10 protein-coding genes are annotated in these 15,333 nt (G+C 73.6%); 4 read left to right on the top strand and 6 right to left on the bottom strand.

The window, feature by feature from the left end:
- Positions 1-66: 66 nt before the first annotated feature.
- The 5 genes from sucD to ACFC02_RS23810 form a co-directional block, all read right to left on the bottom strand.
- Positions 67-951 (bottom strand): succinate--CoA ligase subunit alpha, encoded by an 885-nt coding sequence (gene sucD / locus ACFC02_RS23830; protein ID WP_360972162.1) that lies wholly within the window; start codon positions 949-951, stop codon positions 67-69.
- A gap of 28 nt (positions 952-979) precedes the next feature.
- Positions 980-2,161, bottom strand: a complete 1,182-nt coding sequence (gene sucC / locus ACFC02_RS23825; RefSeq protein ID WP_360972160.1) for an ADP-forming succinate--CoA ligase subunit beta — start codon at positions 2,159-2,161, stop codon at positions 980-982.
- Positions 2,162-2,952: 791 nt separating this feature from the next.
- Positions 2,953-4,146 carry a VWA domain-containing protein gene (locus tag ACFC02_RS23820; RefSeq protein ID WP_376360776.1) on the bottom strand — a complete coding sequence of 398 codons (1,194 nt, stop codon included), beginning with the start codon at positions 4,144-4,146 and terminating at the stop codon, positions 2,953-2,955.
- Between the two features lie 32 nt (positions 4,147-4,178).
- On the bottom strand, positions 4,179-6,734 hold the full coding sequence (locus ACFC02_RS23815) for a DUF5682 family protein (RefSeq protein WP_376360768.1): 2,556 nt from the start codon (positions 6,732-6,734) through the stop codon (positions 4,179-4,181).
- Positions 6,735-6,884: 150 nt separating this feature from the next.
- A complete protein-coding gene (locus ACFC02_RS23810; RefSeq protein WP_376360765.1) occupies positions 6,885-8,045 on the bottom strand; it encodes an AAA family ATPase in 1,161 nt (386 codons plus the stop codon).
- A 133-nt stretch (positions 8,046-8,178) separates the two neighbouring features.
- Between ACFC02_RS23810 and ACFC02_RS23805 the strand changes: the two genes are divergently transcribed.
- Together ACFC02_RS23805 and ACFC02_RS23800 are read left to right on the top strand one after the other, a co-directional pair.
- Positions 8,179-9,540 (top strand): SWIM zinc finger family protein, encoded by a 1,362-nt coding sequence (locus ACFC02_RS23805; RefSeq protein ID WP_376360762.1) that lies wholly within the window; start codon positions 8,179-8,181, stop codon positions 9,538-9,540.
- A 268-nt stretch (positions 9,541-9,808) separates the two neighbouring features.
- A complete protein-coding gene (locus ACFC02_RS23800; RefSeq protein ID WP_376360759.1) occupies positions 9,809-11,437 on the top strand; it encodes a DUF5691 domain-containing protein in 1,629 nt (542 codons plus the stop codon).
- 77 nt (positions 11,438-11,514) lie between these two features.
- On the opposite strand, the gene ACFC02_RS23795 is transcribed toward ACFC02_RS23800, so the two are convergent.
- Positions 11,515-11,931 (bottom strand): cobalamin B12-binding domain-containing protein, encoded by a 417-nt coding sequence (locus tag ACFC02_RS23795; protein WP_360972259.1) that lies wholly within the window; start codon positions 11,929-11,931, stop codon positions 11,515-11,517.
- A 494-nt stretch (positions 11,932-12,425) separates the two neighbouring features.
- On the opposite strand from ACFC02_RS23795, the gene ACFC02_RS23790 reads away from it, so the two are divergent.
- Positions 12,426-13,292, top strand: coding sequence for an esterase/lipase family protein (locus ACFC02_RS23790; RefSeq protein ID WP_376360756.1), 867 nt, complete (start codon positions 12,426-12,428; stop codon positions 13,290-13,292).
- A 340-nt stretch (positions 13,293-13,632) separates the two neighbouring features.
- Positions 13,633-15,216, top strand: a complete 1,584-nt coding sequence (locus ACFC02_RS23785; protein ID WP_376360753.1) for a M23 family metallopeptidase — start codon at positions 13,633-13,635, stop codon at positions 15,214-15,216.
- The last annotated feature ends 117 nt before the right edge of the window (positions 15,217-15,333 follow it).

The following is a 15,333-nucleotide window of genomic DNA, read 5'->3' as shown; positions in this document are numbered from 1 at the left end:
GCATGTCGCCGGGGCGGGCCCACCGATTCCGCTGGTGTCCGCTGTTCCGCTGCCGCGGAACCGGACTCAGGCGCTGAGGATGGCGCGCGCCAGCTTGGCCGTCTCGGTCGGGGTCTTGCCGACCTTGACGCCCGCGGCCTCCAGGGCCTCCTTCTTCGCCTGGGCGGTACCGGACGAACCGGAGACGATGGCGCCGGCGTGGCCCATGGTCTTGCCCTCGGGCGCGGTGAAGCCCGCGACGTAGCCGACGACCGGCTTGGTCACGTTCTTCGCGATGAAGTCCGCGGCCCGCTCCTCGGCGTCGCCGCCGATCTCGCCGATCATGACGATCAGGTCGGTCTCGGGGTCGGCCTCGAACGCGGCGAGCGCGTCGATGTGCGTGGTGCCGATGATCGGGTCGCCACCGATGCCGACGGCCGTGGAGAAGCCGATGTCACGCAGCTCGTACATCATCTGGTACGTCAGCGTGCCGGACTTCGAGACCAGGCCGATGCGGCCCGGCTTGGTGATGTCGCCCGGGATGATGCCGACGTTCGACTGGCCCGGGGTGATGATGCCGGGGCAGTTCGGGCCGATGATGCGGGTCTTGTTGCCCTTCTTGCCGGCGTACGCCCAGAAGGCGGCCGAGTCGTGCACGGCGATGCCCTCGGTGATCACGACGGCCAGCGGGATCTCGGCGTCGATGGCCTCGACGACCGCGTCCTTGGTGAACTTCTCCGGCACGAAGATGACGGAGACGTCGGCGCCGGTCTTCTCGATGGCCTCCTTGACGGTGCCGAAGACGGGTACCTCGGTGCCGTCGAAGTCCACGGTCTGTCCCGCCTTGCGCGGGTTCACGCCGCCCACGACGTTGGTGCCGTCGCCGAGCATGAGCTTGGTGTGCTTCATGCCGGTCGAGCCGGTCATGCCCTGGACGATGACCTTGCTGTCCTTGTTGAGCCAGATAGCCATGGTGTGTTGGTGTCCTCGTCCTGAGTGATTACTTGGCGGCGTGGGCCAGCTCGGCGGCCTTGTCGGCCGCGCCGTCCATGGTGTCGACGCGCTGCACCAGCGGGTGGGCGGCGTCGGTGAGGATCTTGCGGCCCAGCTCGGCGTTGTTGCCGTCGAGGCGGACGACGAGCGGCTTCTCGACCTTCTCACCGCGGTCCTCCAGGAGCTTCAGCGCCTGGACGATGCCGTTGGCGACCTCGTCACAGGCGGTGATGCCACCGAAGACGTTGACGAAGACGGACTTGACGTCCGGGTCGCCGAGGATGATCTCCAGGCCGTTCGCCATGACCTGGGCGGAGGCGCCGCCGCCGATGTCCAGGAAGTTGGCGGGCTTGACGTTGCCGTGCTTCTCACCGGCGTACGCGACGACGTCCAGGGTGCTCATGACGAGACCCGCGCCGTTGCCGATGATGCCGACCTCACCGTCGAGCTTGACGTAGTTGAGGTTCTTCTCCTTGGCCGCGGCCTCGAGCGGGTTGGCCGCCGCCTTGTCGTGGAGGGCCTCGAAGTCGGGGTGACGGAACTCGGCGTTGTCGTCGAGCGACACCTTGCCGTCCAGGGCGATGACCTCGCCGGAGGCGACCTTGGCCAGCGGGTTGACCTCGACCAGGAGGGCGTCCTCCTTGATGAAGGTGTCCCAGAGCCTGACCAGGACGTTCGCGACCTTGTCGGCGACCTCGGCCGGGAACTTGGCGGCGGCGACGATCTCGCGGGCCTTCTCCGGCGTCACACCGTCGATGGCGTCGATCGGGGTCTTGGCGACGGCCTCGGGGCGGGTCGCGGCGACCTCCTCGATCTCCATGCCGCCCTCGACGGAGGCGATGGAGAGGAAGGTGCGGTTCGCACGGTCGAGGAGGAAGGAGACGTAGTACTCCTCGACGATCTCGGGGGCCGTCTCGGCGATCATGACCTTGTGGACCGTGTGGCCCTTGATGTCCATGCCGAGGATGTCCGTCGAGCGGGCGACGGCCTCATCCGGGGTGGCGGCGAGCTTCACGCCGCCGGCCTTGCCACGACCACCGACCTTCACCTGCGCCTTGACGACGGACTTGCCGCCCAGACGCTCGGTGATCTCGCGCGCCGCCTCAGGCGTGTCGATGACTTCACCGGCCAGCACCGGTACATCGTGCTTGGCGAAGAGGTCCCTCGCCTGGTACTCGAACAGGTCCACGCGCTTCCGTCCCTATCAGTGATCTCGCGGTTCGTTGGATGCGTGGGCGTGCCGCGAAGGGCAACGTGACGTCCGCTTGTCACAAGGGGGGCGCACACGGTGTCCGAGCGCGCGGCATGTCCATCTCGCAGGTTATCGCCGCTTGCGGGGGCGCCATAAATCGAGGGTCACACCTGAGCGGTGATACCTGTCACATGATGCCGCTTTCTCTGGCACCGCGTGCCGCGCGGGAGGCCTCGGGAGGCCCTCCGGCCGGGGCTTCCGTGCGGGATCTCACCGGGCTGGGGTTGACCCGGTGAGACCCCAGGAAGAGCCCCTCGGGGCTCGGGCCGGCTGATCCCCACCCCAATGGGGACCAGCCGGCCCTTCCGCGGGTTGCCGGGCGGACGACCGGAGAAACCGACGGTTTTCGGCCAACCGGGCCCACTGGTCCCGCGGGGTCGCGTGGCTCTCCCGGGCCGCCGTGGAGTGCCATGGACGGCCATGGACTGCCCCGGACTGCCCCGGACTTCCTCGGACCGCCTCGGACTGCGGTGAACCGCCACGGCGGTCGTGGGCTGCCGTGGACCGCTGCCGTGGGCTGTCGCGGGCATGCCGTGAACCGTCGTGACTGTCCTGCGGCCCGGTGGCCCGCGGACCGGTGGGCCGGCGGACCGGTGGGCCGGTGGGCCGGTGGGCCGGCGAGGCACCGATCCTTGCACGCACCTCCCGTCGTTGCGCAAGCCCCTGTTACCGATGGGTAGGAATTCCGTCGCTCACGCGCCCCCGCGCCTCTGGTCCGCCCGTACGCCTCACGCGGTCTCGGGTACCGGCAGCGGACGCTTCTCGATCGCCGCCGCCATCACCTCCGGGAACAGGTCGGGGGTGCAGGCGAACGCCGGGGCGCCGAGCGCCGCCAGCGCCGCCGCGTGCTCCCTGTCGTACGCGGGGGCGCCCTCGTCGGAGAGCGCGAGCAGCGTCACGAACTGCACCCCCGACGCCTGCATCGCCGCCACCCGCTTCAGCATCTCGTTGCGTATGCCTCCCTCGTACAGGTCGCTGATCAGCACGACCACCGTCTCGGCGGGCCGGGTGATCTGCGACTGGCAGTAGGCCAGCGCCCGGTTGATGTCCGTGCCGCCGCCGAGCTGGGTGCCGAAGAGCACGTCGACGGGATCGTCGAGCTGGTCGGTGAGGTCGACGACCGCGGTGTCGAACACGACCAGCCGCGTGCTGATCGACCGCATGGACGCCAGCACCGCCCCGAACACCGACGCGTACACCACCGAGGCCGCCATCGACCCGGACTGGTCGATGCAGAGGACGACCTCCTTCTTCACGGACTGCGCCGCCCGCCCGTACCCGATGAGCCGCTCCGGCACGATCGTGCGGTACTCGGGCAGGTAGTGCTTGAGGTTGGCCGCGATGGTGCGGTTCCAGTCGATGTCGTGATGGCGGGGCCGGCTGATGCGTGCGCTGCGGTCGAGCGCGCCGGTGAGGGTGGCCCGCGTACGCGTGGCGAGCCGCTTCTCCAGGTCCTCCACGACCTTGCGCACCACGGCCCGCGCCGTCTCCTTCGTCGTCTCCGGCATCGCCTTGTTGAGCGACAGCAGCGTGCCGACGAGGTGGACGTCCGCTTCCACGGCTTCCAGCATCTCCGGTTCGAGCAGCAGCGTGGACAGTCCGAGCCGGTCGATGGCGTCCCGCTGCATGACCTGCACGACGGAGGCGGGGAAGTACGTCCGTATGTCCCCCAGCCAGCGCGCCACCGAGGGCGCAGAGGCCCCGAGCCCGGCCGAACGGTCCTGCCCGGCCCGGCCCGCGTGCGGCTTGTCGCCCTTGCCGTAGAGCGCGGCCAGCGCCCCGTCCATCGCCGCGTCCCGTCCAAAGAGCGCGCATCCCGTGCCGTCGGCCGCGTCACCCCCGAGTACGAGCCGCCACCGCCGCAGCCGCTCCTGGACCACGTCCACCGCCGCCCCCTCGTCACCCTCCCGCACCGACGCCATACCGCTGTCCCCGCCCTTCCCCACCGCCGACGTCATACCGCCACCCCCTCGAACTCGTCGCCCGGCTCCCCGCCGGGACCGGACCGGCCAGAGCGACCGGAGCGGCCGGAGCCTGAACCAGGGCTGCTCGAGCTTGGGCCAAGGCTTGGGCCTGGGCCGATGCCAGGGGCCGAGGCCGAGTCGGGGCCGGCCCCGGGCGCCGAACCCGGGGGCGGGCCGGGCACCGCGTCGTCCAGGCCCAGCAGCAGGCGCACCACCGGCAGTACCGCGTCGGCCCGGTCCTGATCGAGGTGGGCCGCGAAACCGGGGGCGCCGGCCACCGCCGTCGTCCCGCTCGTGCGGCCGTCCCCTCCCGGAGCGCGCCGGACCAGTTCCCCGAGTGTTCTGCGCACCCCGGGCTCGTACGCCGAGAAGGTGCGCCGCAGCAGCGGCAGCACGTCGGTGAAAGCGTCCGCCGGGACTCCGGTCAGCCAGGCGTCGACCAGCCCGAGCAGCCGCTCGTCGTGCACGAGCAGCATCCCGCCCCCGCCGCCGACGAACCCCTCGATCCACGCGGCGGCGTCCGGCGGCGGCGTGCCCGGGGAGAGCGCGAGCCCCATGAGCCGCGCCGCCCGGTCCTGCACGACCGCGCCGTCGTCGAGCAGCAGCCGTACCGCCCGGCCCCGGACGACACCGGGCACGCTGTCCCGCCCCGACAGCACCCGGAGCACGCCGTGCCAGCGGGCGCGCAGATCGCCGTGCCCGGCATCGAGGGTGTCGCCGAGCAGACCCACGGCCGTGTGGACTGCGTCCACGTGGCGTCGCATCTCCTCGGCCGCGTCCGCGTCCAGGGCGGCGCAGGCCGGGGGCAGGCCGACGAAGACGCGCTCAGCGAGGCCCGCCGCGACCCCGGCCAGGGCCTCGGTGTCCGTGCCGCGCACATCGCCGTAGCGCAGCGAGCGGACCAGGGCGGGCAGCGCCTGGGCGAGGTGCCCGACGTCGGCGTCGAGCGCCGCGCGGTCGGCGAGCACCCGCATCACCACGGGCAGCGCGTCGGACAGTCCCGCCAGCAGACAGCGCTCGGCGAGCGCGGTCACCTGAGCGAGGACGTCCGCACCGACGGCGTCCGCCTCGGCCTTGGCGGTCGCGGCGGCGAGCACGGTCGTCCCCCACACCCCGGCCTCGGCGACCCTGACCGACAGCTCGGGCTCCCAGCGCAGCCGCCAGGTCTCGCGGAAGGTTCCGGTGCTGCCCCGGGAAGCCGTGGGCTCGCCCCAGCCCACGCCCAGCAGCCGCAGCCGGTGCAGCAGCCTGCTGCGCCCGGCGTCGGTCTCCTTGCGCAGGTCGAGTTCCACCTCCCGCTCCAGCGCCTCGGGTTTGAGGCGCAGCCGGCGCTGGAGGCGGCTCAGGTCCCGTTGCAGCGGCACGGCGGGCGCCGCTTCCGGCACCTCGCCGAGGACGTCCCCGACCACGAGCCGGTCGTGCACCAGCGCCAGGGGCACGTCCGAGCCGTCCGACATCACCGCCCGTACGGCGTCGGTGGTCTCGCTCAGTCCCGGCAGCGGGCGGCCTCTCATCGCCGCGAGCGTCCCGGCCAGCCGCACCGCCTCGATGACGTGCGCGGAGGACACGATCCGGTCCTCCTCCCGCAGCAGCCCCGCCACCTTCGTCAGCCACCGCTCGACGGGACGGTCCGGCACGCCGAAGAGGTGGGCGTACCAGCCCGGCGAGTCGATGCCCGCGCCGTACCCGCTGAACCGGGAGAGTCTGCGGTGTGTCCACGGCACCCACGTCATGTCCGCCTTGACCTTGGGCAGCCCCTTCAGCAGTGCCCGGTCCGCGGTGGCGGTGGTCCTCTGCCGCAGCGCGGGCACGTGCCAGGCGCCGCACACCACGGCGACGCGGTCCGCGAACTCGCGCCGCGCCGCCCGCACCCGGAGCCGCATGTGGGCCTCCCGTACGAGATCGCGGTGGCTGCTCCCGTACGTCTCGCGCAGCGCCCCCATGGCCTCCTCCAGCACCAGGAACGGCGCGAACGCGTCGGTCCGCCCCGCGCCGCGGTGCTCGACGACGTCCTCCCACCAGCGCTCGGGATCGTCGTACCCGGCGGTGTCGGCCAGCACGGCGAGCGGATCGACCCGCACCTCGCCGCCGGCCGAGGGCTCCGCGGTCCCCTCCTCCGCGCAGCCCTCCGCCCCGGCGGGCTCACCGCCGTCCGTGGACTCCCCGGCGGTGTCCGTCTCCCAGGCGAGCGTGTGCGTGGCCGGGAGGTCGATGAAGCGGGCCGGAACGCCGTGTGCCAGGGCCCAGCGCAGGGCGACCCACTCCGGGGAGAACCCGGCCAGCGGCCAGAACGCGGAGCGGCCTGGTTCGTCCACGGCGTGGGCGAGGAGGGCGACCGGCGGCCGCATGCCCTCGTCGGCGGCGAGCGGGATCAGCGCGTCGGCCTCCGGAGGGCCCTCGATCAGCACCACCGACGGCCGGGCCGCCTCCAGGGCCGCCCGCACCGCCCGCGCGGAACCCGGCCCGTGGTGCCGGACCCCGAGCAGCAGCGGCTCCGCGCCGGCCCCGCCTCGGCGCTCCCCCTCGTTCCTCTCAGCGCCTGTCACGCCGTCCCCCCAGTGCCCGTCGTCCGCCCCGGCCGCCCGTCCAGCTGGGCTCCTCGTCGGCGCCGGCCCGCACCGCGCCGCCCACCCCCGGACCCGTCACGCTCACGTCCGCCACCGGTCCCGTCCCGCTCACGACCGTCCCCCCGCCGCTCACGCGCTCACCTCACGGCAGGCCCGGTAGAAGTCCTTCCAGCCGTCGCGCTCGCGGACCACGGTCTCCAGGTACTCCTGCCAGATGACGCGGTCGGCCGCCGGGTCGCGCACGACGGCGCCGAGGATGCCCGCCGCGACGTCGCCGGCCCGCAGCACGCCGTCGCCGAAGTGTGCGGCCAGCGCGAGCCCGTTGGTCACCACGGAGATCGCCTCGGCCGTCGACAGCGTGCCGCTGGGCGACTTCAGCTTCGTCCGGCCGTCCGAGGTGACGCCGTCGCGCAGTTCGCGGAAGACGGTCACGACCCGGCGGATCTCGTCGACGCCGTCCGGCACGGACGGCAGGTCGAGGGAACGGCCGATCTGGTCGACGCGGCGGGAGACGATGTCCACCTCGGCCTCGGGAGTCTCCGGCAGCGGCAGCACCACCGTGTTGAACCGCCGGCGCAGGGCGCTGGACAGGTCGTTGACGCCGCGGTCGCGGTCGTTGGCCGTGGCGATCAGGTTGAACCCGCGGACCGCCTGCACCTCCTGGCCCAGCTCCGGTATGGGCAGGGTCTTCTCCGACAGGATCGTGATCAGCGTGTCCTGGACGTCGGCCGGGATACGGGTCAGTTCCTCGACCCGGGCGGTCATGCCCTCGGCCATGGCCCGCATGACCGGGCTGGGCACCAGGGCGTCCCGGCTCGGGCCGTGCGCCAGCAGTCGCGCGTAGTTCCAGCCGTAGCGGATCGCCTCCTCCGGCGTCCCCGCCGTGCCCTGCACCAGCAGCGTCGAGTCGCCGCTGACCGCGGCGGCCAGGTGCTCGGACACCCAGGTCTTGGCCGTGCCGGGTACACCGAGCAGGAGCAGGGCCCGGTCGGTGGCGAGGGTGGTGACGGCGACCTCGACGATGCGGCGCGGGCCCACGTACTTCGGGGTGATCACCGTGCCGTCCGGCAGGGTCCCGCCGAGGAGATAGGTGGCCACGGCCCACGGCGACAGCTTCCAGCGCACCGGGCGCGGGCGGTCGTCCTGCGCGGCCAGCGCGGCCAGTTCGGCGGCGTAGGCGTCCTCGGCGTGCGGCCGCAGCGCCTGCATGCCCTGCTCGTCGCCCGTGTTCGCGGGCGCGGAGTCGCTTCGGCTCGGTGTTACGGACGTCGGTTCTACGGTCACAGACATGGCTGAGGCCCCCTCCAGCTCGGCCGGTTCGGATCTGTCACCAACCGTGCACCACGGCACTGACAATCCGTCGTGACCTGCACAAACGCTCTCGCCGGGCCGATTGTCAGTGGGGGGATCTACCTTCGATGGCATGACTCAGCAGGGGGCGCGCTGGACCGCTGACCAGGTGCTGGCACTGGCGCCTGACGTCGCGTCACGCAAAGCGGGAAGCAAACTCGGCACGGCGGGGCCGTGGTCCGAGGCGGGGAGTTCCGACGAAGGGACGGTGTGGGGGCTGTGCAAGGGAAGCGGAAGCAAGCCGTACCAGACGGTCGTCGACATCGCCGGCGCGGCGGGACCGGCGTACAAGTGCAGTTGTCCGAGCCGTAAGTTCCCGTGCAAGCACGCGCTCGGACTGCTGCTGCTGTGGGCGGGCGGCGACGGCGCGGTGGCCACCGTGCCCGCCGATCAGGCGCCTCAGTGGGCCGGACAGTGGCTAGCGGGCCGGCGCGAACGGGTCTCGCGGAAAGCGGAGAGGGCGGCCGGTGCCGCGGACGGCGGCGCCGATCCTCAGGCGGCGCGGCGCCGGGCGGAGCGCCGGGCCGAGCGGATCACCGCGGGGGCGACCGAGCTGGAGCAGCGTCTGACCGACCTGCTGCGCGGCGGCCTGGCCGCCGCCGAGCAGGCGGGGTACGGGCTGTGGGAGGAGACGGCGGCCCGCATGGTCGACGCCCAGGCCCCCGGGCTCGCGGCCCGGGTGCGGGAGCTGGGCGCGATCCCGTCGTCCGGTCCGGGCTGGCCGGTGCGGCTGCTGGAGGAGTGCGCGCTGCTGCACCTGCTGGACGAGGGCTGGCTGCGCCGCGAGCGGCTGCCGCTGGATCTGGCGGCCACGGTCCGTTCCCGCGTCGGTCTGCCCGGCTCCGCGGACGGCCCGCCGGTGCGTGACCGCTGGCTCGTCCTCGCCCGGTACGACACCGCGGACGCGAAGCTGACCACGCGCCGGACCTGGCTGCACGGTACCGGCTGCGACCGGACGGTCCTGCTGCTGTCCTACGGCGCGGCCGGCCGCGCACCGGAGCCGGCGCTGCCGGTGGGGCTGTGCCTGGAGGCGGAGGTGGCCGCCTATGCCGGCGCGGGACAACCGCGTGTGGCGCTGGGCGAGCAGTTCGCGCCCCCGGCCCCCACGCGCGCCCGTCCGCCCGGCGTGACCACGGCGCAGGCGGCGGCGCGCTACGGCCGGGCGCTGCGGGACGACCCGTGGCTGGAGTCGGTCCCGGTGACGCTGAGCGAGGTGATACCGGTCCCGGCGGGCGACTCCTGGCAGCTGGCCGACGCCGGGTCGGACCACGCGCTGCCCCTCACCGCCGCGGCCCGTTCCCGCCCCGGGCTCTGGCGGCTGGTCGCGCTTTCGGGTGGCGCGCCCGTCACGGTCTTCGGGGAGTGCGGCCACCGAGGGTTCACCCCACTGACCGCCTGGCCCCACGGCGAGGGCGCCGCGGTGACGCTGTGCTGACCACATGTACACCGTCTGCGACATCCGCCCCGGTCGGCGGGGTCCGCGTGTCCGGCATCGGAGTGACGTCGGAGCGCGGAGCGGGGTGTTCCCGGCACAGCGGGAAGTCTCACCCGAAAGGCGCACACAGGCGACGACCACGGCTACCGGCGAACCTCACAAGCCCGCCCTTTCTCACCAGATTCACGCATTTCTTCCGCCCCAGGGGAAACCCGGTCCGGGTGACCCTCCGACCACCCTCAGGCACCCGGCAACGGAAAGGACGCTCATGATCAGGACCTCCGCCCCGGTGGAAGCGCCCGCAGCGGGCGCCTGGGAGGAGTTGGTCACCACCGCCCTGCTCGGCACGGACCGCCGCAGGCCTCCCGCCGGCGCCCCGGGCCGGGACGCTCCGGTGGCGCTGCTGGACGCGGCGGCCGCGTACACCGTCAGCCGCCGTGCGGGCCTGCTGCCGGCACCCGCGGCCGAACGCCCCCGCCCGGCACCCGCGGACACCCGCCCCGCCCTGCCCCCGGCCGCGGCCCGCAGGCTCACCCAGCTGCTGGCCGACCGGTCCGGGGCGGGCGGCGGCGGCCGCAGGGGCGCGGCGCCGGACCTCATGGAGTTGCTGCCCCAGTGGCTGGCCGCGGCGAACGCGCGCGGCTACGCGGCACCCCCGCAGACGCTGCCCGCGCTGCTGGACGCGGCCCGGGGGCGCACGGACCTGCGGCCCGCCGCACTGGCCTTCGCCGGCCCGCGCGCGCTGTGGCTGGCCCGGCTGAACCCGGACTGGCGGTTCGCGCTGCGCTCGGCCCCCGGCAGCAGTGGCGCACTGCCCGGCCCCGAGGACACGGACCGCATCCGCCGGCTGTGGGAGGAGGGCCTGTTCGCCGAGCGGGTCGCGCTCCTCGCGGAGATCCGCCGGCAGCGGCCCGGGGCGGCCCGCGAGCTGCTCGCCGGCACGTGGGCGAGCGAGCGGGCCGAGGACCGGCTGATGTTCGTCGACTCGCTGCGGACCGGCCTCGGCCCGGACGACGAGCCGTTCCTCGAGCAGGCCCTCGCCGACCGGAGCCGTAACGTAAGGGCCACCGCCGCGGAGCTGCTGTCGGCGCTGCCCGGATCGGCGCTGGCCGCACGGATGGCGGAGCGTGCCGCGACCTGCGTGGCCGTCGACCACACCCGCCGCACGCCGACGATCGCCGTTGAGGCCCCCCACGAGTGCGACGCGAGCATGGAGCGCGACGGTGTCGTCGCCAAGGCTCCGGCGGGGAGGGGTGAGCGGTCGTGGTGGCTGGGTCAGCTGCTGGAGGCGTCCCCGCTCGGCACCTGGTCCACCCGGCTGGGCGGGCGCACCCCGCGGGAGATCGTGGCGCTGCCGGTGGCGGACGACTGGCAGGGGGAGCTGCACGCGGCCTGGTGCCGGGCGGCGGTGCGGCAGCGGGACGCCCGGTGGGCCCGGGCCCTCCTCGGGGAGCCCGCGGCGCCCGAGGCCGGCGGGCCGGGCGCGGTGTCCCTGGCCGAGCGCGCCAAACTGCTCGGCACCCTGGGCGCCGCCGAACGGGCCGACTGGGTCGCCGGGTTCATCGCGGCCCACGGGCTGTCCGAGGCGTTTCAGCTGCTCGGGGTGTGTGCGGTGCCGTGGGCCGGGCCTCTCGGACGTGCGGTGGTCGACGCGCTCAACATCGCGCGGGACGCAGGGAGCTACCCATGGAGTTTCAGTGGAGTGATGGGACTGGCCGAGCGGTGTCTGGACCCCGCGGAGGCGGCCCGGCTCGACGGGCTGCTGGCGGTGCCGGACGAGATGGAGGACGCCTCGCCGGGGGCCGGCGGGTACTGGGCGGAGGCCTTCCAGCGGCTGGTGACGACGTTGCGGCTGCGCTCGGCGATGGCCGAGGAACTCGGCGCCCGCACCGGCTGAGGCCCACGCCGTGTCGGGGCGGGCGCCCGTGGGCGCCGCCCCGGCAAGGGCACGCGTCCGCCCGGCCGATCCGGGCGCTACGCCTGAGCCGGCTGGCGGACGTTGGCCCTCACCCAGTCCACGATCGACTGGGTGGTAGCGCCCGGGGTGAAGATCTCGGCGACGCCCTGCTCCTTCAGCGGCGCGATGTCCGCCTCGGGGATGATGCCGCCCCCGAAGACGACGATGTCCTCGGCCTCGCGCTCCCGCAGCAGCCCGATCACGGCGGCGAACAGCGTGTTGTGCGCGCCGGAGAGGATGGACATGCCGATCGCGTCGGCGTCCTCCTGGATCGCGGTGTCGACGATCTGCTCCGGAGTCTGGTGCAGGCCCGTGTAGATGACCTCCATGCCGGCGTCGCGCAGGGCCCGCGCGATCACCTTCGCACCGCGATCGTGGCCGTCGAGCCCCGGCTTGGCCACCACCACGCGGATCGGACCGGCTGCCACACCCATCACTGCCTCCATGAAGCGACTACATACGTCCACCACGGGACGGACGCCCCGCACCACGTCGTCCGGGGAAGTGAACGAACGTTATCGCCAGCATCCCGCACCCGGCAGTTTCGCGGTGCGGACCGAGGGGGAAATCACACGGAGGGACAGTTCCCCGGAGGCATCGCGCAGCGGGGGCCCGCACACCACGCATCCGCACACCGCGCACCGTTCCCCGCCGCCGCGGGCCGGGAGCCCCCGCGGGAACAAGCGTCACTGCAGCCGCGGCGAGGTGGTCGTACCACCGCGGAGCAGGCCGGGCACCGCGGAGGCGCGGCGCACCGACGAGGACACGAGGCAGCCCCGAGCGCCGTACGCACCGTACGCGCCCCACAGCGGACGGCGGCCTGCTCCGCGTACCCCGTCCGGCCCCCGTCGGGAGCCTCCGCCGCGACTGCCCACAAGCGCACACGGGGGACAGAGCCGTCCTCCCGCGTGCCGACAGGAGGTCGGCCATGAAGGTCACCAGCGTCGCAGATCCCCTCCTCCCGTTCTGTCAGCGCCTGCTCCCGGGCCGAATCGCGGGAGTGTCGCTGGGCCTGCTCAAGGCGACGGCCCTGGAGCTGGCGATCCTCGCCGGGCACGTTCTCCTCTACCCCTCGGGAATCGTGCAGGAGCGCCGCGCCGCCGAGACCCCGCTGACCGCGCCGGATGCCGCCGCGCAGTTGCCCGTCGAGGCCAAGCCGCCGGTGGTGCTGCTGCACGGCTTCATCGACAACCGCTCGGTCTTCGTACTGCTGCGCCGCAACCTCGCGCAGCACGGCAGGCATCGCGTGGAGTCCCTCAACTACTCGCCGCTGACCTGCGACATCCGCTGCGCGGCCGAGCTGCTCGGCCGGCACATCGAGGAGATCTGCGAGCGCACCGGCAGCGAGCGGGTCGACGTCGTCGGACACAGCCTCGGCGGGCTGATAGCCCGTTACTACGTGCAGCGGCTGGGCGGCGACGCCCGCGTCCGCACCCTCGTCACCCTGGGCACCCCGCACGCCGGCACCCGGTTCGCCCCGCTGGCCAACGCGCACCCCATCGTCCGTCAGATGCGCCCCGGTTCGGAGCTGATCGAGGAGCTGTCCCGGCCCGCGCCCGGCTGCCGTACGTACTTCGTGGGCTTCTGGAGCGACCTGGACCACCTGATGGACCCGCTGGAGTCGGCCTGCGTCGAGCACCCGGACCTCCGGGCGGAGAACGTCCGGGTGAGCGGCATCGGCCACCTCGCCCTGCCCGTGCACCCCGCCGTCGCGAGCGGCATACGCCAGGCCCTGGACACCGTGCGGCCGGGGGACCCGTCCGCGGCACAGGGCGGAGGGCTCACCGTGGCCTGACCAGCTCCATGAGCCCGGCCGACCGGCTCCACGACCTGCCCGGACCGGCCCTGCGACCTGACCCGACCGGCCCTGCGACCTGACCACACCGGACCCGCGACCTGACCCGACCGGCTCCGTGGCCTGTTCGGACCTGTCTCCGTGGCCCGGCGTTGACCCATCAGGGTCGAACATCGTCCCGAACACAAGCCCAAGGCCGTGTCCGCAGTCTGCCGAATCACGGCCGATTGCCCGTTTCCCCAGTGCAGGAAACCTGGCGAAGATTGTCGCGCCCGCATACCGCCGGGTACAGTCGCCGCACTGCTCTGGCAGCCCTGTCGTCAAGGCGAAAGAGAAGTTGGTGAACGACCGTCACCCGTCGGGGACCGCGACGCCCCCGGCCCCGGCTCCGGCCTCCGACGACGCCTCGGCGCCTTACGCGCCGTACGGCGGGCAGGAAGGCGCCTACGGTGAGTTCACCACGTACGGCGACCACGACGCGACCGGTTTCCACACCGGCGTCCACAGCACGGCGGGCTTCGCGGCCGACCCCCTCTTCGGCGACCTCCACCCCGGCAACGGCCAGGCGGGAGAGGGCGGGACGACCGGCGCGTACGACGCCACCCAGTGGTCGACGGGCAGCCACCACGCCCTGAACCACGACGCGTACGCGGCCCAGCACCACGCCGCCTACGACACCGGTGCGTACGACACGACCGCTTGGTCCGCGGGGTTCCAGCACCTGTCCGCCGTACCGCAGCAGCCGGCGCCCGCCGAGGCCACCGGCCAGTGGGACGCGGGGGCCTGGCTCCAGGGCGCCGCCTCCACGACCGCCGCGGACCAGACCCAGCAGTGGGACTGGGGCACCCAGACGTTCGACACCGGCGCCTATGACGCCACCCAGTGGAACACCGGCGGCGCGGCCGACGACGGCACCGCGGCACCGGAGGGTCCCTCCCACCCGCAGCCGTACGGCGAGCAGCAGACGCAAGGCGAGCCGCACCCGTACGACGAGAGCCGGGCGTACGACGAGAGCCTGGCGTACGGTGACACCTTCGACGTTCTCGACGCCACCGCCCCCGAGGCCACCGTTCCCGGCGGGGAAGGCGCTCTGGCCGCGACCGGCGAACTGCCCGCCGTCTCCCCCTTGGAGGGCCAGGCAGAAGTCGCGCCGGTGCCCGCACCGCGCGCGGCCTCGCGCAGCGGCGGCCGATCCCGGCGCCGGCCCCCGGCCAAGCGCTCCGCGCTGCTGACCGTGGCGGTGCCCTCGGCCTGCGTGATGGGCGTCGCCGGAATCGCCGCGGCCTCCGTCGGCACCTTCACCGACGGCGGCAAGGACGCTTCGGCGTCCGCCCCCGAGGCGCACCCCGTGCAGCCGTCCACCGCCAACAACAAGCTGGACACCCAGCTCCAGAGCCTGTCCGCCGGGGCTAACGACTTCGCCGACCGGGCCAGCCGCACCCAGGAACGCATCGACCTCAAGGCGCAGCAGGAGACCGAGCGGAAGAAGGCCGCGCAGGAGGCGGCGCGCAAGGAGCGGCTGCGCCCCAAGTTCGTGCTGCCGGTGGCGCAGAAGGGGCTCAGCGCCTACTTCGGCCAGGCCGGCGTCAACTGGATGTCCGTGCACACCGGCATCGACTTCCCCGTCTGGTACGGGACGACGGTCATGGCCGCCACCGACGGTACGGTCCGCACCCAGTTCAACAGTGCCTACGGCAACATGCTGATCCTCACCGCGAAGGACGGTACGGAGACGTGGTACTGCCACCTCTCCCGGTACCAGGTCGTCACCGGCGCCACCGTCAAGGCCGGACAGCCGATCGCCTACTCGGGCAAGTCCGGCAACTCCACCGGCCCGCACCTGCACTTCGAGGTACGGCCCGCCGGCGGGGCCCCGATCGACCCGCTCCCCTGGCTGCGCAGCCACGGCCTGAACCCGACCTGAGCCCGGCCCGGGCCCGAGTCCTGGACCGGCCCGGGTCTGGCCGGGGCCGGGGCCGGGCTGCGGACGCTGCCTGGGCCGCGTCCGCCTTCCGCTCCGTCTCCCGCCCCGCCTCCCGCC

The sequence above is a fragment of the Streptomyces sp. NPDC056160 genome, assembly GCF_042268205.1.
In the GTDB taxonomy this organism is placed as follows: Bacteria; Actinomycetota; Actinomycetes; order Streptomycetales; family Streptomycetaceae; genus Streptomyces.
Note: the sequence above shows the minus strand (reverse complement) of the source record. Positions and strands in the feature narration are given on the sequence as shown.

Coding starts and splice junctions, on each gene's coding strand:
- ACFC02_RS23800 (WP_376360759.1), top strand. CDS start 9,809: ATGATCAGGACCTCCGCCCCGGTGGAAGCGCCCGCAGCGGGCGCCTGG.
- ACFC02_RS23805 (WP_376360762.1), top strand. CDS start 8,179: ATGACTCAGCAGGGGGCGCGCTGGACCGCTGACCAGGTGCTGGCACTG.
- sucD (WP_360972162.1), bottom strand. CDS start 951: ATGGCTATCTGGCTCAACAAGGACAGCAAGGTCATCGTCCAGGGCATG.
- ACFC02_RS23790 (WP_376360756.1), top strand. CDS start 12,426: ATGAAGGTCACCAGCGTCGCAGATCCCCTCCTCCCGTTCTGTCAGCGC.
- ACFC02_RS23795 (WP_360972259.1), bottom strand. CDS start 11,931: ATGGGTGTGGCAGCCGGTCCGATCCGCGTGGTGGTGGCCAAGCCGGGG.
- ACFC02_RS23820 (WP_376360776.1), bottom strand. CDS start 4,146: ATGGCGTCGGTGCGGGAGGGTGACGAGGGGGCGGCGGTGGACGTGGTC.
- ACFC02_RS23810 (WP_376360765.1), bottom strand. CDS start 8,045: ATGTCTGTGACCGTAGAACCGACGTCCGTAACACCGAGCCGAAGCGAC.